Below are 22,760 nucleotides of genomic sequence, written 5' to 3'. Positions count from 1 at the left end.
AGCCGAAGCGCAGCGAAGGCGAAGCATCGAACCACGAGGGTGGTTCCAGGTGGGGGCAGCCCTCGTCCTTCGAGGCTCCGCTTCGCTCCGCACCTCAGGATGAGGGCTGCGGGCGCCGTCTCCGGCTCGCAAGTTCCGGCAATGCCTCATAGTCGTAGCGGATCAGGGCCTCTTTCTTGGCCCGGTTCCACCCCTTGATCTGCCGCTCACGGGCAATCGCGTCGGTTATCCGGTCGTAGGTTTCCGTGAATACCAGTTCCACTGGCCGCCGCTTCTTCGTGTAACCATCATAGATGCCCTGATTGTGCTCCCACAGCCTGGCTTCGATCTCCTGTTTGGTTAGCCCGGTGTAGAAGCTCCCGTCGGAGCAGCGCAGAATGTAAACCGTGACCTCCACGACGAAAGCTCCAGGCCCGCCCACCGTTACGCGGGAGTTTCGCAAAGGTAGGGCTTTTGGCAAGGGCGTGCGCAGCCCTCGTCCTTCGAGGCTTCGCTTCGCTGCGCACCTCAGGATGAGGGCTGCTGCGTTGCGGATGCGCCTAGCTCTGTCATGACAACTCTGCTATTCTGTAATGACAACAATTCCTCGCGAGGTGCGGACCGTGAATCTGCAGATCAGACACCCCAGGGCGCATGCGCTGGCACGGGAACTGGCCGCCAAGCGCAAGATTTCCATGACGGAAGCCGTGATCGCCGCGCTGGAGGCGGAATTGCACCGGGAGGCCGGGCGGACGCCGCTTGCCGAGCGCGCACGCACGATCGCCAGCGAATTGCGGGCCCGCTCCAAAGGTGAGGGTCGCGACATGACCAGGGACGAGATCGATGCGATGTGGGGCCACGGCTGATGTTCGTGGATAGCTCGGTCCTTGTTGCCATCCTCTCGGAAGAGGAGGATGCGGACGACTGGGCGGGGCGGATCGAAAAAGCCGCGAGCTGCACGACATCTGCGCTCGTCGTGCTGGAAACGGCAATGCGGCTGTCCTCGAAGCTTGCCGTGGAGCCGTTGGAGGCGGGAGCTGCCGTTCACCGTTTCCTGGCGGATGCGGGTATCGCGCTGGTTGCGATCGAGCCTGCCGATGCCGATCTGGCAATCAACGCCTTTCAGGAATACGGCAAGGGCAGGGGGCATCCCGCCCGCCTCAACCTCGCCGACTGCCTTGCCTATGCCTGCGCGAAACGGCTGGGCGTGACGCTGCTCTACAAGGGCGGGGATTTTGCCCACACGGATCTGGCTTGAGCCGAAGACCATCTGATCCGGCTTCGCATGACCTTTCCACCGGCCGCTCTGCGTCCAGCTCTCCCCATGCAGGGCCTCAGCCCTGTGCCGGCCCGTCCAGCTCGCCCCGGGCTTTCGCGCCCGCGATCTGGCGCATCGCATCGGCCAGGGTCTCGGCGTCCTGGGCGCCGATGATGGCGTAGCGGTTCTCGATGAGGAAGCAGGGCACGCCGGTGACCCCCATGCGCCGGGCGGTCTCGATCTCCGTCTGGACCTCGTCCACATCCGCGCCGGCGGCGAGCAGCGTCTCGACCAGGGTGGCGTCCATGCCGCATTCGCGCGCGGCCCCGATCAGCACGGCCCGGTCGCCGACATCCGCCCCTTCCTCGAAATAGAGCTGGAAGAGCCGTTGCGCGACGGCGTCCTGCACGTCGGTTCCGTCGGCGCTTGCCGCCCAGCGGATGAGGCGGTGGGCATCGAGCGTGTTGGGCGAGCGCGTGATCAGTTCGAAATGGAAGACGATGCCGGCATCGCGGCCGAGCGCCTCCAGCCGCGCCTGCATCTCTTCCAGCCGTCCCTCATCGCCGAACTTGGCCTTCATGTAGCTGTCGCGATCGAGGCCCTCGGGCGGGATGGTCGGGTCGAGCTGATAGGGGCGCCAGCGCAGCCGGACGTCGATCTCGGGCGCGATCGCCATCGCCTCCGCGAGCCGCTTCTGGCCCACATAACACCAGGGGCAGACGACGTCGGACACGACGTCGATGGCAAGGCTCTGCCGGTCTTCCATGATGAGTTTCCCTGCTGGTTTCAGTTCGCGCGGTCGTGCCACCAGGTGGGGAACTGGGGCCCGTAGACGGGCGTGGCGCCCGGATGCCGGATGTAGTTCTGGCGTGCGACCCATTGCTCGGGCTGGTGATAGAGCGGGACGACATAGGCGCCGGCCAGCAGCACCCGGTCATAGGCACGCACGGCGGTGACGAAATCCTCGCGCGTGCGGGCGCTGAGAATGGACTGGATCAAGGCGTCGATGGCGGGGTCGGCCGCACCGGCGAAGTTGAACGTGCCGTCAAGGTCGCGGGCCTCCGAACCCCAGCGCATGATCTGTTCGGCGCCCGGCGAGAGGGACGAGGTGTAGGTCATGAGCATGACGTCGAAATCGTAGGTGCGCTGGCGCTGGAGATATTGCGCGGAATCGACGACGCGGATCGAGACCGCGATGCCGACACGCTCCAGCGTGCGCTGCCAGGCCATGGCGAGCGGCTGGGCGGAGGGACCGTTCAGCATGATCTCGAAGGAAAGCTGGCGCCCGTCGGGGCCCAGCAGGCGACCACCGTCCACGCGGTAGCCGGCCTCGGCGAAGAGCTCCATGGCGGCGCGCATGAAGGCGCGGTCGCGGCCCGAACCGTCACTGGCGGGCGGTGCCCACGTGCCGTCGAGGATTTCGGCGGGAATGGTCTCGGCATAATCGCCGAGGAGAGCCAGTTCGGCCTCGCTGGCCGGCACGCCGTGGGAGGAAAGCTCCGATCCGTCATAGAAGCTCCTGGTGCGCACATAGGCGCCGGAAAAGAGGTTCTGGTTGATCCATTCAAAATCGAGCAGCCCCGCGATCGCCCGTCGCAGGCGGATGTCGGCGAATTGCGGACGGCGGGTGTTGAGCACGAAGCCGTACATGCCGGATGGCAGGCCGATCTCGAAATTCTCCTGGATCACGCGGCCGTCGCGGGCGGCGGGGAAGTCGTAGCCGGTCGCCCAGCGGCTGGAGCTGGTTTCCTGGAAGATGTCGACGAGGCCGCGCTGGAAGGCCTGGAACATGGCATTGTCGTCGCGGAAATAGGTGACGCGGATCTCGTCGAAATTGTCGAGACCCGTCTTGGAGGGGTGGTCCCTGGCCCAATAGTCCGGGTTGCGGGAAAGATGCACGAACTCGCCGGGGCGCACCTCGGAAATGACATAGGGGCCGGAGCCGACCATGGGCGTGAGGGTGGAGCGGTCGAAACGTTCCACATTGGTGGCGTGTTCGGGGAGCACGGGCAGAAGCGCCAGAAGCAGGGGAATCTCGCGGTCGGCGGTCTCCTTGAAGGTGAAGCGCACGCCGCGCTCGCCGACGATCTCCATCTTCTCCACCAGCCCGATCCAGTTGCGGTAGAGGGGGCGACCCTTCTCGGCCAGGAGTTCCATCGAGAAGATCACGTCCTGCGCGCGGATCGGCTCGCCATCGGAAAACCGCGCATCCGCGTCCAGCGTGAACTCGACGAAGGTGCGGTCCTCGTCGGTCTCGACCGATTCGGCGATGAGCGGATAGAGCGTGAAGGGCTCGTCGCGAGAGCGCGCCATCAGCGTCTCGAAGACGTTGTAGCCGAAAAACTGGTCGAACAGGCCGCGCGAGGCGTCTCCCTGCACAATGAAAGGGTTGAGGCTGTCGAAGGAGCCCGAGACGGCATAATTCAGCCGTCCCCCCTTGGGCGCGTCGGGATCGGCATAGGGGAAATGCTCGAAATCCGCGCCGAGCGCCGGCTCGCCATGCATGGCAAGGCCGTGGGACGGCCCTTCGGCCGCGGCCGGCAGGGCCAGGGCGGCGAAGATCACGGCAAACAGGGGCGCGACAGCGCGGGCGTTCAATCTTGGCATGGGGGCAATTCCATCGACGATTCGATTGGGCAGTTTGACTGGTCAGTATCACGGATTGGAACCCAGCCCGCAAACTGGCCCCAAAAGATGACGAAAAGCCGGTGGCGGGGTCTGGATCGCGCCCTGCTTTCATTGTAAGCGGGCGAAGTCATGCTGCTGCCGTATTTCATCAACAGATCGGCAGCGACATGAATCTGCCGTCCCGACGACAGCACGACCAGAGGATGAAACGGACGACATGACCAAAGAGATCTCCAATGCGTGCCGCGCTTCGCTCGTGGCGGCCGGTGTGGCCGGTATCCTGGCCAGCGGCGTGCTGGCAGCCAATGCCCAGCAGCAACAGCCGCCGGAAGGCTGGTACAAGGCCTGCACGAAGCAGGAAGATGTCGACATCTGCAATGTGCAGAACATCGTCATCGCCGAATCCGGCCAGCTGATCACGGCGGTCAGCATGCTGACGCTCGAAGGCCAGGTGAACCAGCGCGTCTTCCAAGTGACCGTGCCGTCGGGCCGCGCAATCCCGCCCGGCATCGGCATGCAGATCGACGGCGGCCAGACCCGCCAGCTCGAATATGTGGTGTGCCTGCCGGACCGCTGCATCGCCGAGGCGCCGCTCGACGACAATGTCGTCGCCTCCTTCAAGCGCGGCCAGGCCCTGACGCTCACCTCGGTGAACTTCCAGAACCAGCAGAGCCCCGTGCAGGTGTCGCTGGCCGGTTTCACCGCCGCCTTCGACGGCGAACCGATGCAGCAGTCCGACCTCGAGGCGCGTCAGCGCCAGTTGCAGGACTATGTCTCGCGCAACACCGAGGATTTCCAGCGCCGCCTGCAGGAAGAGCAGCAGCGCTCGCTCGAGGCCGAGTGATCGACGGGTCTTAAGCTCGAAGAACGAATTGACGGGGCCGTTGGGCCCCGTTTTTCGTTGCGGCGGCCGGGCGAGGGAGCGCCACAGGCACAAAATTCCTTTACTGGCGGGCTGGTTGTGGTAACCGGAGCCCGCACCGTGCGCGGCGGCGCAGGCCGGCTTAGCTCAGTTGGTAGAGCGCGTGATTTGTAATCACGATGTCGGGGGTTCGAATCCCTCAGCCGGCACCACTCATTTGCGCCTCGAGAAGAACCGCCCGCCGAGCCGATGCCTTCAGCCAGAACAAAGCCGCTACTCGCCGTCTCGTCGCGCATCGGGCTCGTGGTGGGCGCGCTGATCTTCGCGGCGACGCTGATCCTGCCACCACCGGGCGGTCTGCCGGTCGCGGGCTGGCAGACGCTTGGCCTGGCGCTGATGATGGCGATCTGGTGGAGCACCGAGCCGGTGCCGATGGGCGCCACGGCGCTCCTGCCCCTGATCCTCCTGCCGCTGTTGGGGATCGGCGACGTCACGGCCGCCGCCCAACCCTATTCCAACCCGCTCGTCTTCCTGTTTCTGGGCGGCTTCCTGCTTGCCGCCGCCGTCAAGCGCTGGGGCCTGCACAGGCGCATGGCGTTCTGGACCATTCGGGCGATCGGCATGGAGCCACGGCGCCTGGTGCTCGGCTTCATGGTGGCCAGCGGCTTCCTGTCCATGTGGATCAACAACACGGCGGCCGTCGTGCTCATGCTGCCGGTGGCGGTGTCGATCGTGGCGGTGATGGAGGAGGGGACAAAAGACAAGGCGGCCGCGCGGCGTTTCGCGCTGGCGCTGCTTCTGGGGCTTGCCTATGCGGCCAGCATCGGCGGGGTCGGCACGCTGATCGGGACGCCGCCCAATGCGCTTCTGGCGGGCTACCTGCTCGAAAGCCACGGGATCGACCTTTCCTTCGCGGCCTGGTCGACGGTCGGCGTGCCGCTGGTCGTGGTCTTCCTCCCACTCGGCTGGCTGATCCTGACCCGGCTGGTCTTTCCGATCGGTGCGGAACTTTCGGATTCGGGCGGGCGACATGACGCGCTGGCCGAGATGGCCGAGAGCGGGGCCATCACAAAGGCCGAAAAGCGCGTGGCGCTGGTCTTCTTCGTGGCGGCCGCGCTGTGGATCACCCGGCCGCTGCTCAACAACCTGCCGGGGCTCGGCGGGATGAGCGATCCGGGCATCGCGCTTGCCTGCGCCTTCGCGCTGTTCCTGATCCCGAGCGGCATGGCGCAGGACCGCCGCTTCCTGATGAGCTGGGACGAGGCCAAGGGTATTCCCTGGGAGGTGCTGCTGCTGTTCGGCGGCGGGCTGTCGCTGGCGGCCGCCATGGACCGCAGCGGACTGGCCATCTGGATCGGCGAGGCGCTGTCGGCGGTGGGCGGCCTGCCGCCGCTGGTCTTCCTGCTGCTCCTGACGGCAACGGTGGTGATGCTGACGGAACTGGCCAGCAACACGGCCGCCGTGGCCGCGCTGCTGCCGATCGTGGCGACGGTTGCAGCGGCAACCGGCATGGACGTGGTGACGATCTCGGCCGCCGTCGCGATGGCGGCCAGCTGCGCCTTCATGCTCCCGGTCGCCACGCCGCCCAATGCGCTGGTCTTTGCCTCCGGACATGTGCGGGTGGCCGACATGGTGCGGGCCGGCATCGTGATGAATTTGGTCTCGGTGCTGCTGGTCTCGGCCGCGGCACTCGCGTTGCAGCCGCTGATGCCGGTGGCCGGCTGAGGCTCGTCAGGCGAACCAGAACAGGACGATCGCCGCGCCCGCCGCCATGACGAGGGCCACGGCAATCCACTCCACCGATGCCCGCATGAGGCCGGAAGCGCGCGGTTTTGCGGAGCTTGCCGCATTGTAGTTGCCGTAGAGATTGTCGGTTCGCCTGGCCATCTTGTTCTCCAGCCCACGCCCCCGTCAGACAGGTTAGCCGCCAAGCGTGTCGCGTTGGTTGCCGAAAAGGATGGCATTTGAGGCAAGTGGCCGCGGCGGGCGATCTATCCGTCAGGCCTCGGGGGCCAGCGTGATGAGCGCGATGGCGGCGATGGCGAGCGCGATGCCCAGTGTCTGCAGACCGGAAAGGCGTTCGCCGAAGACTGTCAGCGCGATGAGGTTGACCGCGACGAGCTGGATAACGGCCGACAGGCTGAGCGCGGCGCCCATGCCGAAATCGCGGATAAGCCGCAGCATGATCAGGTTGCCGATCGTGTAGAGCGCCAGCGTCAGGAGCAGCCAGAACCATCCCGGCCTGAGCGCCCAGCTCTTGGCGGCACTGGCCGCTGCGAGGAAAGCCGCCGTGGAAACCCCCAGAAGGGCAAGGTTGACTGTGTTCATGGCCCACCGGAATACGCGAGCGCCGACCATGCCGCCAAAAAAGTGATTGCGCCAGCCGATTGACCGAAGGAGGGATATGTTCCTATTTCGTTCTCATGACACGCACGATACGAACCCTCGGCCTTGCCGCCCGCCACGACTTCCTGATCCAGGTGACGTGCCCCTCCTGCCGGCACGAGGCCTGTTTCCTGGCCGGCGATCTCGCCTCGATCTACGGCGAGGGGCGCTCGATCGCGTCGCTGCGCTTCAAATGCAGCCAGTGCCATGGCCCGGACGGCCGTGCGCTGCCCTTTCGCCAGGAAAGTTCGCGCAAGCGCGAGATGGTGGTGTGGCGACCGGTGAAGGTGAAGGCGCAGGGCTAGTCTAGCCTTCCGCCTTGAAAGTCGCGGCGAGCTCGCGGAGCTTCTCGTAGTCGCGGCCGTGCTTTTCGATCAGCCTTTTGGCCTGATTGGGGGACAGATCCGTCTCCTCGGCGAGGCGCATCGCCAGTTCGTCGTCCATGGCCTTGTCGCCGTCGGGCCGGTCCTGACCGGCTGTGTTCGGGTCGTCGCTCATTGCAGGTTCTCCGTTCGAAAGGAGCAACGTACGGAAAGAGGCGGTGTTCCCGAGGGCAAGGCGAGAGCCTATGTCGACCGCGCGCCGGCCCGCCCCCGGCAAAGGACCCGACAGACAAAAGGGGCCGGCGATCCTGTCGCCAGCCCCTTATCTTCGACGGCCGCCAGATGCCCGCGCGCGGGCCCTGGCGCCGAAACTCACATGCCGCCCTTGCGGCGTTCCTTCTTGGCCGCCTTGCGGGCCGCATAGCGAGCGTCGCGCGCGGCCTTCTGCTCGGCCAGAAGGGCGAGCTGCCTATCGGCCTCTTCCTTCTCGATGGCCACGGCAAGCTCGGCTTCCTCGGCCGCCGCGATTCGGGCGGCCTCATCGGCGCGGGCCTTTGCCTCGGCCGCCCGGGCTTCCTCGATCTTCCGGGCCGCGGCACGCTCGGCGGCGCGCGCTTCGCGTGCCTTGACGATCTCGCCGCGCGCGGCGCGGCGCGCCTCAATCTTGGGATCTTCGGCCACGGAGCGGGCACGCTGAAGCATGGCGCGCTTGGCGGCGGCAGCATCGGATTGGCGGTCGAGGAAGTCGGGGGTCTTGCGAGATTGCATTCGTTGTCCTTGCGAGGTGTGAAATCAGGCCGGCACGACGATGCGGTGCCTGCAGCCGGCGGATACAGGAAATCCCATGAGAGCGAAACTCAGGCTATGGCCACATTCTGATGAAGAGTGGCTCCCCGGGCCGGATTCGAACCAGCGACCAACCGGTTAACAGCCGGTTGCTCTACCACTGAGCTACCGGGGAATACCTGCTCGCGTGAGTGCGGTGCCTATAGCAAACAGTTTTTGGCATTGCAAAGAGCATTGCGCAAAAATTTGCCGATAGAACCCCTTGGCGCTCTGGTGGGCGGTTTCGCCACACCTCATATAGGCATGCGAGGCCACGATCGCCAGGACGGCGGATGGCGCAAGGCTCGGCCAGGGAGCGGCGATGGGCACGGAGGTCGAGCAGGAACTCGAAAGGGCGGCGGGCGAGAAGCTGCGCCGCATCCGGATATTCGGGCGCGAGTTCGTGTTGCCGCAATCGCGGCTGGTGCGGGTGATCATCGGTTTCGTGCTGGTCTTCCTCGGCTTCCTGGGCTTCCTGCCGATTCTCGGTTTCTGGATGATTCCGCTGGGACTGCTCGTCCTGTCCTATGAATTCGCCGCGATCCGTCGGTGGCGCCGCCGATTCGTGGTCCAGTGGGGGCGGCGCAACGGACGCCGCAATCCCTAGCCGAAATGGGCGCGCGAAACGCGCCGCGCGACTTGCCGAGCCTTCACGCCTCTGTTAACAGGTCGCTTCCCAGACGCCGCAAGCGGCGGGGCCTCGTGGCGGAGTGGTTACGCAGAGGACTGCAAATCCTTGCACGCCGGTTCGATTCCGGCCGAGGCCTCCACATGCTTCCGGTGCATCTCATATCCGGAATAGCTCGATGACAGCCGACTTCACCCTCCAGCGCATCAAGATGGTCGACGGGCAGCTGCGGACGACCGACGTGACGGAGTCGCACCTGCTCACCGCCATGGGAACGCTGCCGCGCGAGGAATTCGTGCCCTCGCGGCGCCGGGCGCTGGCCTATATCGACGAGGACATCATCGTGGCGGATGCGCGCGACGGGCAGCCGGCACGCTACATCATGGAGCCGTCCCCCTTCGCCAAGCTGGTGCAGATGGCACGGGTTCGTCCCGATGATTTCGTGCTCGATGTGGGGTGTACCACGGGCTATTCCTCGGCCGTGCTGTCGAAGCTCGCGGGCTCGGTGATCGCGCTCGAGAGCGATCCCGACCTCGAGGCACAGGCAACCGACATCCTTTCGCGACTCGGCTGCGACAACGTGGCGGTGGTGGGCGGCAAGCTCGCCGAGGGCTGCGCGGACCAGGGCCCGTTCGACCTCATCATCCTGGAAGGGGCGGTGGATTTCGTGCCCGATGCGCTGTTGGACCAGCTCAAGAATGGCGGACGGCTGGTGGCGGTCGTCGGCCACGGGAATGCGGGTCGCGCGACGCTTTTCATCAAGGAAGGCGGCGTCGTTTCCAGCCGCGCCTCGTTCAACGCCGCGGTGCGCCCGCTGCCCGAGTTCCAGCGAGAGCCCGGCTTCGTCTTCTGACCGGGGACGTTTTGTCACCTGTGTTACCGAACTGTCACTTGCACTCGTGGAAATTGCTGTAATGTTTTGGCATGCAGGGACGGCGGGTGCGATTGCGCTGGCGGAGCCGGACCAGAAGTTTGAGGGCGGGGGCATGCCAGGGGTAGGCATTGCCGCAATCGCCCGACATCGCACGAGGTAGGGTATGTCCGTGTTGAATAGGGTCTTTCCGGCCGCGTTGCTGGCTACGTCGCTGCTGTTTTCAGGTCCAGCGATGGCGGAGACCCTCACGGGGGCGCTGGCGAAGGCTTATCAGAACAATTCGCAACTGAACGCCGCACGCGCCGGCGTGCGCGTCACCAATGAAGGCGTACCGCTGGCGAAATCCGGCTATCGCCCGCAGATCGTGGGCTCGGGCAGCGCCAGTGTCACCGAACAGGCCGGCACGCAGATTTCCACGGGCCAGTTCGGCGTGCAGATCCAGCAGTCGATCTTCGACGGCTTCCAGACACAGAACAACGTGCGGGCGGCCGAAGCCCGGGTGCGCGCCTCCAACGAGAGCCTGCGCAATACCGAACAGAACGTGCTGTTCAACGCGGCGGCGGCCTTCATGGACGTCATCCGCGACCGCCGCATCGCGGCGTTCCGCCAGCGCAACCTCGAATTCCTGGCCGAGCAGGTGCGCGCGGCCGAATCGCGTTTCGAGGTCGGCGAGGGCACGCGGACAGACACCGCCCAGGCGCAGGCCAGCCGTTCGGCTGCCGAGGCCCAGCTGAGCGCGGCGCGCGCGCAGGTGCAGGTGTCCGAGGCCACCTATCGCCAGCTGGTGGGCGAGAACCCCGGCCAGCTGCAGGCGGCGAGCCCCGCGACAAGCCTCCTGCCGCGCAGCATGGAGGACGCCTTCGTCATCGCGCTGCGCGAGCATCCGGCAATCGTGGCGACCCAGCATCTCGTCGACGTCGCCTCCTTCGCGGTGAAGGCCGCGGAAGGCGCGCTGCTGCCGCAGGTTTCGGCACAGGCCAGCGTGCAGTCGCAGATCCGCCGCGCACCGGCCGCCGGCCTGCCCGGTGTCAGTGTCGGCGGGTACGAGACGACGACCACCAATTCGGCCACGATCGGCCTCAACCTCACGGTACCCATCTATTCGGGCGGGCAGACGTCGGCGCGGGTGCGCCAGTCGAAGGAGTCGCTCGGCGAGGCGCGCATCGAGGTCGATGTGAGCCGCGACCAGGTGCGCCAGGCGGTGGCTTCGGCCTGGACCCAGTTCGTCGCCGCGCGCGAGGTCGCCGCGGCCAACCGGCAGCTTGTCTCGGCCGCCGAACTCGCGCTTTCGGGCGTCACCGAAGAACGCAATGTCGGACAGCGCACCACGCTCGACGTGCTCAACGCCCAGGCCGACGTCATCAACGCCCAGATCAACCTGGCCAGTTCCGAGCGCGACCAGGTCGTGGCGAGCTACGCCATCCTGTCGGCCATCGGCGCGCTGTCGGTTCGCCGTCTTGGCCTGCCGGTCAACGAGCATCGGCCGCAGGAACATTACGATGCGGTCAAGGATCTGTGGATCGGCACGAGCACGCCCGACGGGCGCTGAGGCCGAAACTTCAATTCCTGTGTGAAAGCGGTTCGTACGGCGCCGGGGGATTCATTTGCCCCGGCGTCTGCGTTAGGCTTGGCTGATTCGCAGCGCATCCGCCCCATGGCCAGGCGGCATGTTCGAATATCGAGGTCACGGGGGCGGCAGACGGTGACAATGGCACAACCAAGCAGCATTCAGCGCGAACCGACAATGGAGGAAATCCTTGCCTCCATCCGGCGCATCATCGAGGACAGCGAGCCGGGGTCCACCAAGCCGCAGCAAGAGATGGCGGCGCAGGACTGGGACAACGAGGACGAAGGTCCGGCCGGCGGCGAGGGCTCGGTGATCGAGGTGCAGGCGTTTCGCGACGGGCTGGGGCGGGAAGAGGCCGACAAGGCACAGCCGGCCAGGACGGCGCCCGAGGTGAAGCCGGAGGTGCGCCCCTCCATGTCCGACATCAAGGCCTCGCTGAACGCGATCGACGCGGTGCAGGCGCATGAGCCCGCCAAGACGCCGGAGTCCGTGCGGCGAGATGTGCCAGCAGAGCCGACGCGCCAGGCGCCTTCGCCCTCGTATGCGGGCGTCAACGGCGCGCATGCCGCGCCGGCGTCCGAGGCGACCAGCGCCGACAAGAAGACGGTCGAGGAGCCCGCCGCCGACGCACCGAGCGAGCTGCGCCCCTCGATCATCTCGGAGCAGGCCGGCCGCCAGGTGGCCGCCGCGTTCGGGGAACTTTCGGAGGTCTTCGCGGCGAGCCGCCGGCGCTCCTTCGATGAGATGGCGGAGGAAATGATCCGCCCGATGCTGCGCGAGTGGATGGACAACAACCTGCCGGTGCTGGTCGAGCGCCTGGTGCGCGAGGAAATCGAGCGGGTGGCGCGCGGCGCCTGAGGCCCGACACGAACTTCGGGGGTGGGACCCGTGGACAGGGCTGCCGGCGACGGTGGCCTTGTCCATTTGAGGGGCGTCGATGCGGCGCGGTTGACTCGGCCAGACCCATCCGGTTTACAGCGAGGCCAACGGAACGCTGGAAATGCGGGACCCCCATGCTCGAAAAGACCTATGACGCCGGCTCCGTCGAGCCGAAAATTGCCGGACGCTGGGCCGATGCGGATGCCTTCCGCGCCGGCGCGGGCGCCGCAGCCGACGCAGAGCCCTATACGATCGTCATCCCGCCGCCGAACGTTACCGGTTCGCTGCACATGGGCCATGCGCTCAACAACACGCTGCAGGACATCCTGGTGCGCTTCGAGCGCATGCGCGGCAAGAACGTGCTGTGGCAGCCGGGCATGGACCATGCCGGCATCGCCACGCAGATGGTGGTGGAACGGCAACTGGCCGAAAGGCAGATCCACCGCCGCAACCTGACGCGCGAGGAGTTCGTCGACAAGGTCTGGGAGTGGAAGTCCCAATCCGGCGGCATCATCGTCAACCAGCTCAAGCGGCTGGGTGCCTCGTGTGACTGGTCGCGCGAGCGCTTTACCATGGACGAGGGGCTATCGAAGGCGGTTATCGAAGTCTTCGTAAAGCTTTACGAGGAAGGCCTCATCTACAAAGACAAGCGGCTGGTCAATTGGGACCCGAAGCTTCTGACCGCCATTTCGGATCTCGAGGTCGAGCAGATCGAGATCGAAGGCAATCTCTGGCATTTCCGCTATCCGATCGAGGGCAAGACCTTCGATCCCGAGGATGGCTCGACCTTCGTCACCGTTGCGACGACGCGGCCGGAGACGATGCTGGGCGACAGCGGCGTGGCCGTGCACCCGGAGGACGAGCGCTACACCCACCTGGTCGGCAAGAACGTCATCCTGCCGCTGGTGGGACGACGCCTGCCGATCGTGGCCGACGAATATTCCGATCCGGAAAAGGGCACCGGCGCGGTGAAGATGACGCCGGCGCATGATTTCAACGATTTCGAGGTCGGGCGCCGCCATCACCTGCGCGCCATCAACGTGCTGACAACCGAAGCGGCGATCACGCTCAAGGACAATGACGACTTCATGGAGGGGCTGGAGAGCCATCCGGAAGTCACGCGCACGATCAGCGAACTGGAAGGCCTCGACCGCTTCGCGGCGCGCAAGCGCATCGTGGAGATGATGGAGGAGGGCGGGTTCCTGGCCAAGGTCGAGCCGCACCGCCACATGGTCCCGCATGGCGACCGCGGCGGCGTGCCGATCGAGCCTTACCTGACCGACCAGTGGTATGTGGACGCCAAGACGCTGGCCAAGCCAGCGATCGCCAGCGTGCGCGAGGGGCGCACGAAGTTCGTGCCGAAGAACTGGGAAAAGACCTATTTCGAGTGGATGGAGAACATCCAGCCCTGGTGCATCTCGCGCCAGCTGTGGTGGGGGCACCGCATTCCCGCCTGGTACGGCCCGGACGGCCATGTCTTCGTCGCGCGGGACGAAAAGCGCGCGCTGGACGATGCGGTCGAATACTACCTGGCCGTCGACACGCCGTGGCGCGACTGGGTGAAGGAGCAGCTCGACAATTACGAGCCGGGCAAGATCCTGACCCGCGACGAGGACGTGCTCGACACCTGGTTCTCCTCGGCACTCTGGCCCTTCTCGACGCTCGGCTGGCCCGACCAGACCAAGGAGCTGAAGACCTACTACCAGACCGACGTGCTGGTGACGGGTTTCGACATCATCTTCTTCTGGGTCGCCCGCATGATGATGATGGGCCTGCACTTCATGGAGGAAGAGCCGTTCCACACCGTCTATGTGCACGCGCTGGTGCGCGACAAGAACGGTGCCAAGATGTCGAAGTCGAAGGGCAACGTCATCGACCCGCTGGAACTGATCGACGAATATGGCGCCGACGCGCTGCGCTTCACGCTGGCCATCATGGCGGCGCAGGGGCGCGACGTGAAGCTCGACCCGCAGAGGGTCGCCGGTTACCGCAATTTCGGCACCAAACTCTGGAACGCGACGCGTTTTGCCGAGATGAACGGGGTGAAGCGCGACCCGGGCTTCAATCCCGCGTCGGCGAAGCTGACCATCAACCGCTGGATCCTCACCGAACTGTCGCGTGCGACCGCGGCCGTCACCGAGGGCGTCGAACGCTACCGTTTCAACGAGGCGTCGGCGGCGGCCTACCGTTTCGTGTGGAACCTGTTCTGCGACTGGTATCTGGAACTGCTTAAGCCGGTCTTCGCCGGTGCCGACGAGGCGGCCAAGGCCGAAAGCCAGGCGGTGGCGGCGTATGTGCTCGACGAGATCCTGAAGCTCCTGCATCCCTTCATGCCCTTCATGACGGAAGAGCTGTGGGAGCACACGGCGGGCGCTCATGCGCGCGACGGGCTGCTGTGCCATGCGGCCTGGCCGCAAGGCGGGCCCGAAGACGCCGACGCGGCGGCCGAGATCAACTGGCTGATCGATCTCGTCTCCGGCATCCGTTCGGTGCGCTCGGAGATGAACGTGCCGGCCGGCGCAATCGCGCCGCTCGTGGTGGTCGGCGCAGACAGCGTCAGCCGCGAGCGTGTCGCCCGCCACGAGCCGGCGATCAAGCGGCTCGCGCGTATCGGCGAGATCGCCTTCGGTTCCGAGGCGCCGAAGGCGGCCGCCCAGATCGTGGTTGGCGAGGCGACGGCCTGCCTGCCGCTCGGCGACCTGATCGATCTCCAGGCGGAGGCCGCAAGGCTGAAGAAGGAAATCGCCAAGGCAGAGGGCGAGATGGCGCGGATCGACAAGAAGCTCGCCAACGAGAAATTCGTCGCCAACGCGCCGGACGAGATCGTGGAAGCGGAGCGCGAAAAGCGCGCGGAATATGCCGAAACGCGCGACCGTCTGACGGTCGCACTGTCGCGGGTCGCCTGAAGACATAGTTTCCAATTGGTTCCATGCCGGTCCGGCGATCCGGGCCGGCATGATGATTCTGTGGCATTCCTGCCACAGCCCCCTTGGTGCCGATGCGCTATACCCCTTCATGGGAACGGGGCGCCCATTTCCCGCCATAAACCCAGCGCACGTCAAAGGCTCCTTCGACTGGCGCGGGTTCAGTAAGCGCCCAGATCGCAGGGGAGGCCGCCGTTTCGGCGGCAAGGATGAGTATGGACGCCAAAGTGATCTCGAAGACGAAACTGCCGAGCCGCCATGTGACCGAAGGTCCCGCGCGCGCACCGCACCGCTCCTATCTCTATGCGATGGGGCTGTCGTCGGCGGAAATCGCCCAGCCTCTGGTCGGCGTCGCCTCCTGCTGGAACGAGGCCGCGCCCTGCAACATTTCGCTGATGCGCCAGGCGCAGGTGGTCAAGAAGGGCGTGGCTGCTGCCCAGGGCACGCCGCGCGAATTCTGCACCATCACCGTGACCGATGGCATCGCCATGGGCCATCAGGGGATGAAGGCCTCGCTGGTCAGCCGCGAGGTGATCGCCGATTCCGTGGAACTCACCATGCGCGGCCATTGCTACGACGCGCTGGTCGGGCTGGCGGGCTGCGACAAATCCCTTCCCGGCATGATGATGGCGATGGTCCGCCTCAACGTGCCTTCGGTCTTCATTTATGGCGGCTCGATCCTGCCTGGCTCCTACAAGGGCCGGCAGATCACGGTCCAGGACGTTTTCGAGGCGGTGGGACAGCACTCGGTCGGCTCGATCTCCGATGACGATCTCATGGAGATCGAGCAGGCCGCGTGTCCGTCGGCGGGCTCCTGCGGCGCCCAGTTCACCGCCAACACGATGGCCACCGTCGCCGAGGCGATCGGGCTCGCGCTGCCTTATTCCTGCGGCGCGCCGGCACCCTACGAGATGCGCGACCGCTTCAACTTCGCGGCGGGCGAAAAGGTCATGGAACTGATCGCCAAGAACATCCGGCCGCGCGACATCGTCACGCGCAAGGCTTTGGAAAATGCGGCTGCGGTGGTGGCGGCTTCCGGCGGTTCGACCAACGCGGCGCTGCATCTGCCGGCCATCGCGCATGAATGCGGCATCGAGTTCGATCTCTTCGACGTGGCCGAGATATTCCACAAGACGCCCTACATCGCCGACCTGAAGCCGGGCGGCAAATATGTCGCCAAGGACATGTTCGAGGCCGGCGGCATTCCGCTTCTGATGAAGACGCTGCTCGACCACGGTTATCTCCACGGCGACTGCATGACGGTGACCGGTCGCACGATCGCCGAGAACATGGAGAAGGTTGCCTGGAACGACGCACAGGACGTCGTGCGTCCCGCCGACAAGCCGATCACCAAGACCGGTGGCGTGGTGGGGCTGAAAGGCAATCTGGCGCCGGACGGGGCGATCGTGAAGGTCGCCGGCATGGCGAACCTGAAATTCACCGGCCCGGCGCGCTGTTTCGATTCCGAGGAAGAGGCTTTCGCAGCCGTCAAGGCACGCGACTACAAGGAAGGCCAGGTTCTGGTCATCCGCTATGAAGGCCCGATCGGCGGTCCAGGCATGCGCGAGATGCTGGCCACCACGGCTGCCATTTACGGGCAGGGCATGGGCGACAAGGTGGCACTGATCACCGATGGCCGCTTCTCGGGCGCCACGCGCGGCTTCTGCATCGGCCATGTGGGTCCGGAGGCCGCCGCCGGCGGTCCTATCGGTCTGTTGAGGGACGGCGACATCATCACCATCGACGCGGTGGAGGGGACGATCTCCGTCGACCTCAGCGACGATGAACTGCAAAGCCGCCGCAAGGATTGGAACTCGCGCGAGACCGACTACCAGTCGGGCGCGATCTGGAAATATGCCCAGACCGTAGGGTCGGCCCGCAAGGGTGCGGTGACGCATCCTGGCGCGGCAAAGGAAACGCACTGTTATGCCGATATCTGACGCGCTCAGGGCAGGGATGGTGGCAGCCGCCTTCGCTGTGGCCGGCTTCGGCGCGGGCACGCAGGCGCTGGCCGAAGACCGCGCCTATGCGGAAGGTCGCGACTCCCCCTGGGCGGTGTTCCGCTTCGGCTTCACCGCCTATCAGAGCGGCGACAAGGACCAGGCGCTCGAGGCCTATCGTTACGCGGCCGAGAACGGCCAGCTCGGGGCGCGCTGGAAGCTGGCGCGCATGTATGCCGACGGCGACGGCGTGACACGCGACGAGTACGAGGCCTTCAAGTTCTTCCAGGACATCGTGCAGCAGGATGTCGAGCCGGGCAGCCCGGACGAGCCCTATCTGTCGGATGCGCTGGTGGCGCTTGGCGGCTACCTGCTCTACGGCATCCCCGACAGCCCGGTGCGCCCCAACCCGGCGCTCGCGCAGGACTATTTCATGCGTGCGGCCGCCAATTACGGGCATCCTGCGGCGCAGTTCGAAGTCGGACGCATGTTCCTGGGCAATCACGGCTTCAAGGCCAATGTGCAGCAGGCCGCGCGCTGGCTGCAGCTTTCTGCGGAAAAGGGCCATGCAGGCGCACAGGCAACGCTGGGCGATCTCCTGTTCCAGTCGGGCCGCGCGGTACGCGGGCTGGCCATGATGACGGCCGCGCTTCACCGTGCGCCCGCCTCGGAACAGGGCTGGATCCGCCAGATGCAGGAAGAGGCCTTCGCGCTCGCCGACGAGGTCGACCGGCGCACTGCGATAGCGCTCGCCGAGGACATCATCGCGCAGGGCGGGCGCTAGGCGGGCACTTCCGCAGCTCTCGATACCTCTCAGCACATCGACCCATCGACAAAACGGGGCCGGCTTTCCAGGCGATGGACGGGCTGGTCCGTGGGTTCGTACGCACTCTCTCCAGACTTGCAGACCAACACATATGACGGCGCCCGAGCGCTGCCGTCGGCTGAAACGCAGCCTTGCGGGCAGGCGGGAGAAATGCACCCAAAATTAGTCAGGCGGCAGCGTGTTGGGAACTTGACCGATCCGGGGCAAGTGGATAGCTCAAGGAAGCCTGTTCAGGATCACAAGTCTACGGCAAGTCAGTCGTCTACGCAGATATATATCAGCATGTAGAAGGCGCGATTACATGTACGCAGATCATGTATTTAACGGCTTGTTCACCATATGATGGTGTCTCTTCCAGGAACAGGCAGGGTAGCTGCTCCGTCATTGGCAGATGGGGCAATCATGTCCGCACCATGATCGGGTCGGATGTGACGGGCAGGAGCAAGGCGCGCGGCAGGGCGCGTGGGAATTCACTGGGGGTCGTTTTGACAAAGTCTATCATCAAGTTCGGTATGATCTGTTTATCGGCCAGCGTGGCCACGGTTTCGCTGGCGAATGCGCAGGCGATCGACGAGCGGCTGTGGGGGCTGCGCATGATCGGGGTCGATCAGGCGCGTGATGCCGGCTTTACCGGCGCAGGTGTCAAGATCGGCGTCATGGATAACGGCATCCAATTCGATCACCCTGAATATGCGGATCGCTGGCAGGGCGGCTTCAATGTCGATGGCAGCCCGTACGGCCCCGCCCAACTGCATGGTACGCACGTGGCCGGTACGGTTCTCGGGCAGAATGTGGGCGTTGCCCCCGGCGCGCTTCTATACGGCATCAACTGGAATGCAGCGCCGAGCGATGGCGGCTTCGCGGCCGGCTATTATTGGGGGCTGGACCAGGGCATTCGGATCTTCAACAATTCCTGGGGGCTGCAGGAGCCGCCGCCCTCCTATCGGACGATTACCATTCTCGAGGTCACGAGGCAGGATATCGAGTCATTTGCGCCGGCACAGCTGCAGGCATTCCGCGATACAGCGGCGGCCGGCGCCGTGCAGGTATTCTCGACCGGCAATGCCGCGCAATCGCAACCGGGCGTGTTCGCAGGCTTGCCCTATTATTTCCCGGAGTTGCAGGCGAACTGGCTGGCCGTGGCCGCCGTGGGTCCGACCGGTACAATTGCCAGCTATTCCGAGCGCTGCGGAATTGCAGCGGACTGGTGCCTGGCGGCGCCCGGTGGCGACGGTCCGGAAGGTAGCGATGACGCGATCTGGTCGTCGGTGCCCGGCAGTGGCTACTACAGCATCAACGGCACTTCCATGGCCGCGCCGCACGTGACCGGGGCAATGGCGATCGCCGCCGAGATGTTCCCGAATGCGACGGCGCCGGAACTGGCGCAGCTGGTTCTGCAGACGGCCACCGATATCGGCGCGCCGGGCATCGATGCTGTCTATGGCTGGGGCCTGCTCAATGTCGGCAACATGGTTTCCACCATCGATCCGGGCACGGCGGGCAGCTTCGCCAACGCGGCCTGGTCGCGCTCTGCCGCGCTGGGGCATGTCAGCCAGGCCATGCGCCAGCGGCTGAGCGTTTCGGGCGGCAATCAGGCCTCCGGCAGCGCCGACATGATGCTGATGGGTTATGCGGCAGGCGGCGGCTCGATGGGCAGCGGCGGCGCCAGGGTCACCAATCCGGTGGTGCCGGGCGTGTGGGCCATGCCGATCTTCGGCACCGCCTCCATCGCGGCCGGCCCCTCCTCCAACAGCGCGCGCAGCAACACGGCGGGCGTGATTGTCGGTGCCGACCTCATCAACGGCGACACGTTCCAGTTCGGCGTTGCGGGCGGCTACACCAATACCCGCCTCACGACCGCAGGATCCGACGACCAGGCCACGGCCGACAATTTCCATCTCGGCGCCTATGGCGAGTGGAAGGAGAATGGCTGGTTCGTGGAAGGGACGGCGCAGGCGGCGTTCTTCGGCCAGACCCTGACGCGTCATTCGATTGCCGGTGCCGTCGGCACCTCGGCAACGCCGATCGGCCGGACGCGGCTGTCGGGCAGTGGCGTGGAAGCGGATCTGCGCGCCGGACACGAGTTCGAAATGGCGAATGGCATGTCGCTGTCGCCCTTCATCGGCGCCATGGCGCGCTGGCAGAACACAAATGCCGCGAGCGAGACGGGTGCGGGCATCTTCGGCCTCGACGCGCAGGCTTCCAGCCTGCGGCAGTTCGAGGTCGGCCCCGGGCTGCGGTTCTCCTCGGCGCCGATGCCGATGAATACCGGCGTCCTGCGGGTGAAGGCCGATGCTTCCTATGGCCGCCTGATGGGCGACAATGCCTATCTGACCAATGTCGAGCTTCTGGGCCGAACGATCGCGGCGCGAAGCGCGGCCCTTGGCCGGGACGTCCTGCGGGTTGGCGCAAATGTCAACTTCGCCTCCGACGGCGGACGTCTCAGCGGTTTCGCCGGCTATAGCGCGGCGTTCCAGCGCAACGCCAATGCACATACTGTCGGTGCCGGCCTGCGTCTGAGCTTCTAGGACGAACAGGGGCCGCCAAGCGGGCGGCTTGCGGGCGGAAAAGACCATCGATCAGACACGAAGGCCGGGACGGCAGCGTCCCGGCCTTTTTTGCGACCCATCCCGCGCCGTTATCGGCGGGGGAGGCAGCTTCGAGCGTGTTTCGACGGCGTTTTCGCAATCGGCGCGAACAAACGCCACGCTCGATTGTTCTTCAGAGCAAGTCTTTGGAGATGCCGATGCCCAGATACTTTTTCCACATCGACAACGGCTCCCAGGCGCCCGATCCGGAAGGGACGGAGATGTCGGGGGTGGATGAGGCGCGCGCCGAAGCGATTTCGCTTGCGGGGGCGGTATTGAGGGAACTTGACGGGGCCTTCTGGCACCAGGGGTCACCCTGGACCATGCATGTCACGGACGAGCGCAACCGTCTTCTGTTCTCGCTTCATTTCGGTGCGGAAGTGCCCACCGGCGAGGTTACCTATCGTCCCAGGGGCGGGAAGGACGACTGAGAGCGACCGGGGCCGCGTCAGGCGGCATATTCGCTGTCGCTTCCCGTGCTGGAAAGCGGCAACTCATTCCCCGGTGCAGTTCCATATCTTGAAGATATTGGTCGGAGCGGCGGGATTCGAACCCACGACCCCTTGACCCCCAGTCAAGTGCGCTACCGGGCTGCGCTACGCTCCGAACCGAGGGGAGGCTTATAGGCTGGTTGTGTGCGGCGCAAGTGCAAAATGACGGCGTTGCACCGCGGTTGAACTCAACGGCGCCAGAAGACCGGGGTGAAGATCACGAGCACGGCCAGAAGCTCGAGCCGCCCCATCAACATCGCCACCGTGAGGATCCATTTGGAGACGTCCGGAAGGGACGAGAAATTGCCTGCCGGACCGATCGTGTCGCCAAGGCCGGGGCCGACATTGGTGAGCGCCGTCAGGGCGCCCGACATGGCGGTGATGAAATCCAGACCGGTCGCGGCCAGAAGCACGATGGTGATGAGCCAGATGACGAGGAAGGCCGAGATGAAGAGCACGACGGCGCGCTGCATGGTCTCGTCCACCGGGCGGTCGCCATAGCGCACCGACAGCACCGTGTTGGGATAGACGAGGCGGCGCAGGCCGTTTGCCAAGAGCTCGAACAGGATCAGGAAGCGATAGGCCTTGATGCCGCCGGTGGTCGAACCGGAGCAGCCGCCGAGGAACATGGCGACGAAGGCGCAGGCGAAGGCAAAGGCGCCCCATTGACCGTAGTCCGAACTCGCATAGCCCGTCGTGGTGATGATCGACATGAAGTTGAAGGCGGTCTGGGTGAGGGCATCGAAAAAGCTCATCTCGCCGGACACGCGCATATAGATGGAAACCGCGAGAATGAGCAGCAGCACATAGATCGCGAAGACCCGGATCTGGGGATCGCGCAACGCGTCGAGACGGCCGCGCAGGCCGAAGAGGATAAGGATGGAGAAGGGCAGGGCGCCGATGAACATGAAGATCGTGCCCACCCACAGGATGGCCGGCTGGTCGGCATAGTAGCCCATCGACGCATCATGGGTGGAAAAGCCGGCGGTGGAGATGGTGGTGAGCGCGTGGTTGAGCGCTTCGAACCCGCCCATGCCGGCTGCCGCGTAGGCGATGGTGCAGATGACGGTCAAAACGATATAGATGCCGATGAGGGCGACGGTGTAGGTCGAGAAACGCTCGAAGGGTCGGTCCTCGATCGAGGAGGATTCGATCTTGAAATAGGACACACCACCGACGTTGAGCAGCGGCAGGACGAACAGCCCGAGCGCGATGACGCCGAGTCCGCCCATCCATTGCAGCAGCGAGCGCCACAGGAGGAGGCCGGGGGGCAGATTGTCGAGCCCGACGATGACGGTGGAGCCGGTGGTCGTCACGCCGGCAGCGGCCTCGAAGATGGCGTCGGTGACGCTGATCTCAAGCGAGGAAGCAAGAAGCGGGATGGCGCCGATCAGGGTGGTCTGCACCCAGAGTAGATTGACCACGAAAAAGCCGAAGCGCGACGTGATCGGCGGCGCGGCGCCCTGGGTGGCGAGCACCACCGCCAGGGCCAGACCTCCGGTGAAGAAGGCCGAGAAGGCGAAGACCTGCCAGTCGTCATTGCCGTAATAGAGATCGACGGCCGCCGGCACCAGCATCACGACGGAGAGGTAGATCGCGAAAATCGCCGCGATGTGCACGGCAGCGCGGATGGCGGAATATGGCACGGAAGAATACCTCGTATCCTGGCGCCTCCGCACGGCGCCGGCAGCGTTGGCCGGTTGCTGTTCGTCGCGCGACATTGGCGAGAGGGCGGGCAATTTGCAACAGGCGAGCCCGCACGCCAACAGCTTTAACGTGGCGA

Annotated in this window: 22 protein-coding genes and 4 tRNA genes; 16 read left to right on the top strand and 10 right to left on the bottom strand. The window is 65.4% G+C overall.

Features of this window, described 5'->3' with window-relative positions; all coding sequences use genetic code 11:
- Positions 1–94: 94 nt before the first annotated feature.
- The gene (locus tag GRZ55_RS05430) at positions 95–397 is read right to left on the bottom strand and encodes a GIY-YIG nuclease family protein (protein WP_169285872.1); all 303 of its coding nucleotides are present in this window, start codon (positions 395–397) and stop codon (positions 95–97) included.
- A gap of 205 nt (positions 398–602) precedes the next feature.
- On the opposite strand from GRZ55_RS05430, the gene GRZ55_RS05425 reads away from it, so the two are divergent.
- Both GRZ55_RS05425 and GRZ55_RS05420 read left to right on the top strand, forming a co-directional pair.
- Positions 603–845 (top strand): type II toxin-antitoxin system VapB family antitoxin, encoded by a 243-nt coding sequence (locus tag GRZ55_RS05425; RefSeq protein WP_169285871.1) that lies wholly within the window; start codon positions 603–605, stop codon positions 843–845.
- Entirely contained in the window at positions 845–1,237 is a 393-nt protein-coding gene (locus GRZ55_RS05420) for a type II toxin-antitoxin system VapC family toxin (RefSeq protein ID WP_169285870.1), read from the top strand. The genes GRZ55_RS05425 and GRZ55_RS05420 overlap by 1 nt, the downstream gene beginning before the upstream one ends.
- Before the next feature lie 76 nt (positions 1,238–1,313).
- On the opposite strand, the gene GRZ55_RS05415 is transcribed toward GRZ55_RS05420, so the two are convergent.
- Together GRZ55_RS05415 and GRZ55_RS05410 are read right to left on the bottom strand one after the other, a co-directional pair.
- Complete coding sequence (locus GRZ55_RS05415; protein WP_169285869.1) at positions 1,314–2,003, bottom strand: DsbA family oxidoreductase; 690 nt, start codon at positions 2,001–2,003, stop codon at positions 1,314–1,316.
- Positions 2,004–2,023: 20 nt separating this feature from the next.
- Complete coding sequence (locus GRZ55_RS05410) at positions 2,024–3,844, bottom strand: extracellular solute-binding protein (RefSeq protein ID WP_169285868.1); 1,821 nt, start codon at positions 3,842–3,844, stop codon at positions 2,024–2,026.
- 238 nt (positions 3,845–4,082) lie between these two features.
- Here GRZ55_RS05410 and GRZ55_RS05405 point away from each other — a divergent pair, with 238 nt between their 5' ends.
- The 3 genes from GRZ55_RS05405 (at position 4,083) to GRZ55_RS05395 (ending at position 6,452) form a co-directional block, all read left to right on the top strand.
- The gene (locus tag GRZ55_RS05405; RefSeq protein ID WP_169285867.1) at positions 4,083–4,709 is read left to right on the top strand and encodes an invasion associated locus B family protein; all 627 of its coding nucleotides are present in this window, start codon (positions 4,083–4,085) and stop codon (positions 4,707–4,709) included.
- A gap of 154 nt (positions 4,710–4,863) precedes the next feature.
- Positions 4,864–4,939: transfer RNA gene (locus GRZ55_RS05400), tRNA-Thr, on the top strand.
- A 37-nt stretch (positions 4,940–4,976) separates the two neighbouring features.
- On the top strand, positions 4,977–6,452 hold the full coding sequence (locus tag GRZ55_RS05395; protein WP_169285866.1) for a DASS family sodium-coupled anion symporter: 1,476 nt from the start codon (positions 4,977–4,979) through the stop codon (positions 6,450–6,452).
- A 6-nt stretch (positions 6,453–6,458) separates the two neighbouring features.
- Here GRZ55_RS05395 and GRZ55_RS05390 read toward each other — a convergent pair whose 3' ends face one another.
- Together GRZ55_RS05390 and GRZ55_RS05385 are read right to left on the bottom strand one after the other, a co-directional pair.
- Positions 6,459–6,614 (bottom strand): hypothetical protein, encoded by a 156-nt coding sequence (locus GRZ55_RS05390; protein ID WP_169285865.1) that lies wholly within the window; start codon positions 6,612–6,614, stop codon positions 6,459–6,461.
- Between the two features lie 111 nt (positions 6,615–6,725).
- Complete coding sequence (locus GRZ55_RS05385) at positions 6,726–7,055, bottom strand: hypothetical protein (protein ID WP_169285864.1); 330 nt, start codon at positions 7,053–7,055, stop codon at positions 6,726–6,728.
- Between the two features lie 95 nt (positions 7,056–7,150).
- On the opposite strand from GRZ55_RS05385, the gene GRZ55_RS05380 reads away from it, so the two are divergent.
- Positions 7,151–7,417, top strand: coding sequence for a hypothetical protein (locus GRZ55_RS05380; RefSeq protein WP_169285863.1), 267 nt, complete (start codon positions 7,151–7,153; stop codon positions 7,415–7,417).
- 1 nt (position 7,418) lies between these two features.
- Here GRZ55_RS05380 and GRZ55_RS05375 read toward each other — a convergent pair whose 3' ends face one another.
- The 3 genes from GRZ55_RS05375 to GRZ55_RS05365 form a co-directional block, all read right to left on the bottom strand.
- Positions 7,419–7,610, bottom strand: a complete 192-nt coding sequence (locus GRZ55_RS05375; RefSeq protein WP_169285599.1) for a hypothetical protein — start codon at positions 7,608–7,610, stop codon at positions 7,419–7,421.
- Positions 7,611–7,807: 197 nt separating this feature from the next.
- The gene (locus GRZ55_RS05370; protein ID WP_169285862.1) at positions 7,808–8,203 is read right to left on the bottom strand and encodes a DUF6481 family protein; all 396 of its coding nucleotides are present in this window, start codon (positions 8,201–8,203) and stop codon (positions 7,808–7,810) included.
- Positions 8,204–8,321: 118 nt separating this feature from the next.
- Positions 8,322–8,396, bottom strand: a tRNA-Asn gene (locus GRZ55_RS05365).
- 186 nt (positions 8,397–8,582) lie between these two features.
- On the opposite strand from GRZ55_RS05365, the gene GRZ55_RS05360 reads away from it, so the two are divergent.
- The 10 genes from GRZ55_RS05360 (at position 8,583) to GRZ55_RS05315 (ending at position 20,917) form a co-directional block, all read left to right on the top strand.
- Positions 8,583–8,867 carry a hypothetical protein gene (locus GRZ55_RS05360; protein ID WP_169285861.1) on the top strand — a complete coding sequence of 95 codons (285 nt, stop codon included), beginning with the start codon at positions 8,583–8,585 and terminating at the stop codon, positions 8,865–8,867.
- An 89-nt stretch (positions 8,868–8,956) separates the two neighbouring features.
- Positions 8,957–9,030, top strand: a tRNA-Cys gene (locus tag GRZ55_RS05355).
- Positions 9,031–9,066: 36 nt separating this feature from the next.
- Entirely contained in the window at positions 9,067–9,741 is a 675-nt protein-coding gene (locus GRZ55_RS05350) for a protein-L-isoaspartate O-methyltransferase (RefSeq protein WP_169285860.1), read from the top strand.
- Positions 9,742–9,925: 184 nt separating this feature from the next.
- Positions 9,926–11,311: a TolC family outer membrane protein gene (locus GRZ55_RS05345; protein WP_169285859.1), complete on the top strand. Its 1,386-nt coding sequence runs from the start codon at positions 9,926–9,928 to the stop codon at positions 11,309–11,311.
- A 159-nt stretch (positions 11,312–11,470) separates the two neighbouring features.
- Entirely contained in the window at positions 11,471–12,187 is a 717-nt protein-coding gene (locus GRZ55_RS05340) for a PopZ family protein (RefSeq protein ID WP_169285858.1), read from the top strand.
- A 155-nt stretch (positions 12,188–12,342) separates the two neighbouring features.
- Positions 12,343–15,114 (top strand): valine--tRNA ligase, encoded by a 2,772-nt coding sequence (locus tag GRZ55_RS05335; protein WP_169285857.1) that lies wholly within the window; start codon positions 12,343–12,345, stop codon positions 15,112–15,114.
- 233 nt (positions 15,115–15,347) lie between these two features.
- Positions 15,348–17,072 carry a dihydroxy-acid dehydratase gene (ilvD, locus tag GRZ55_RS05330; RefSeq protein ID WP_169285856.1) on the top strand — a complete coding sequence of 575 codons (1,725 nt, stop codon included), beginning with the start codon at positions 15,348–15,350 and terminating at the stop codon, positions 17,070–17,072.
- Entirely contained in the window at positions 17,059–17,856 is a 798-nt protein-coding gene (locus GRZ55_RS05325; RefSeq protein WP_169285855.1) for a tetratricopeptide repeat protein, read from the top strand. Before ilvD ends, GRZ55_RS05325 begins: the two co-directional genes overlap by 14 nt.
- A gap of 527 nt (positions 17,857–18,383) precedes the next feature.
- Positions 18,384–20,426, top strand: coding sequence for a S8 family serine peptidase (locus GRZ55_RS05320; RefSeq protein WP_169285854.1), 2,043 nt, complete (start codon positions 18,384–18,386; stop codon positions 20,424–20,426).
- Between the two features lie 218 nt (positions 20,427–20,644).
- A complete protein-coding gene (locus GRZ55_RS05315) occupies positions 20,645–20,917 on the top strand; it encodes a hypothetical protein (RefSeq protein WP_169285853.1) in 273 nt (90 codons plus the stop codon).
- A gap of 98 nt (positions 20,918–21,015) precedes the next feature.
- Here GRZ55_RS05315 and GRZ55_RS05310 read toward each other — a convergent pair.
- Positions 21,016–21,092, bottom strand: a tRNA-Pro gene (locus GRZ55_RS05310).
- A 73-nt stretch (positions 21,093–21,165) separates the two neighbouring features.
- On the bottom strand, positions 21,166–22,623 hold the full coding sequence (locus tag GRZ55_RS05305; RefSeq protein WP_169285852.1) for a TrkH family potassium uptake protein: 1,458 nt from the start codon (positions 22,621–22,623) through the stop codon (positions 21,166–21,168).
- Positions 22,624–22,760: the final 137 nt, after the last annotated feature.

The sequence above is a fragment of the Chelativorans sp. ZYF759 genome (assembly GCF_012911015.1).
GTDB lineage: Bacteria > Pseudomonadota > Alphaproteobacteria > Rhizobiales > Rhizobiaceae > ZYF759.
Note: the sequence above shows the minus strand (reverse complement) of the source record. Positions and strands in the feature narration are given on the sequence as shown.

Excerpts from the sequence above, each read along its gene's own strand:
- GRZ55_RS05420 (WP_169285870.1), top strand. The coding sequence starts at position 845 with ATGTTCGTGGATAGCTCGGTCCTTGTTGCCATCCTCTCGGAAGAGGAG.
- GRZ55_RS05415 (WP_169285869.1), bottom strand. The coding sequence starts at position 2,003 with ATGGAAGACCGGCAGAGCCTTGCCATCGACGTCGTGTCCGACGTCGTC.
- GRZ55_RS05410 (WP_169285868.1), bottom strand. The coding sequence starts at position 3,844 with ATGCCAAGATTGAACGCCCGCGCTGTCGCGCCCCTGTTTGCCGTGATC.
- GRZ55_RS05405 (WP_169285867.1), top strand. The coding sequence starts at position 4,083 with ATGACCAAAGAGATCTCCAATGCGTGCCGCGCTTCGCTCGTGGCGGCC.
- GRZ55_RS05395 (WP_169285866.1), top strand. The coding sequence starts at position 4,977 with ATGCCTTCAGCCAGAACAAAGCCGCTACTCGCCGTCTCGTCGCGCATC.
- GRZ55_RS05390 (WP_169285865.1), bottom strand. The coding sequence starts at position 6,614 with ATGGCCAGGCGAACCGACAATCTCTACGGCAACTACAATGCGGCAAGC.
- GRZ55_RS05385 (WP_169285864.1), bottom strand. The coding sequence starts at position 7,055 with ATGAACACAGTCAACCTTGCCCTTCTGGGGGTTTCCACGGCGGCTTTC.
- GRZ55_RS05380 (WP_169285863.1), top strand. The coding sequence starts at position 7,151 with ATGACACGCACGATACGAACCCTCGGCCTTGCCGCCCGCCACGACTTC.
- GRZ55_RS05375 (WP_169285599.1), bottom strand. The coding sequence starts at position 7,610 with ATGAGCGACGACCCGAACACAGCCGGTCAGGACCGGCCCGACGGCGAC.
- GRZ55_RS05370 (WP_169285862.1), bottom strand. The coding sequence starts at position 8,203 with ATGCAATCTCGCAAGACCCCCGACTTCCTCGACCGCCAATCCGATGCT.
- GRZ55_RS05360 (WP_169285861.1), top strand. The coding sequence starts at position 8,583 with ATGGGCACGGAGGTCGAGCAGGAACTCGAAAGGGCGGCGGGCGAGAAG.
- GRZ55_RS05350 (WP_169285860.1), top strand. The coding sequence starts at position 9,067 with ATGACAGCCGACTTCACCCTCCAGCGCATCAAGATGGTCGACGGGCAG.
- GRZ55_RS05345 (WP_169285859.1), top strand. The coding sequence starts at position 9,926 with ATGTCCGTGTTGAATAGGGTCTTTCCGGCCGCGTTGCTGGCTACGTCG.
- GRZ55_RS05340 (WP_169285858.1), top strand. The coding sequence starts at position 11,471 with ATGGCACAACCAAGCAGCATTCAGCGCGAACCGACAATGGAGGAAATC.
- GRZ55_RS05335 (WP_169285857.1), top strand. The coding sequence starts at position 12,343 with ATGCTCGAAAAGACCTATGACGCCGGCTCCGTCGAGCCGAAAATTGCC.
- ilvD (WP_169285856.1), top strand. The coding sequence starts at position 15,348 with ATGGACGCCAAAGTGATCTCGAAGACGAAACTGCCGAGCCGCCATGTG.
- GRZ55_RS05325 (WP_169285855.1), top strand. The coding sequence starts at position 17,059 with ATGCCGATATCTGACGCGCTCAGGGCAGGGATGGTGGCAGCCGCCTTC.
- GRZ55_RS05315 (WP_169285853.1), top strand. The coding sequence starts at position 20,645 with ATGCCCAGATACTTTTTCCACATCGACAACGGCTCCCAGGCGCCCGAT.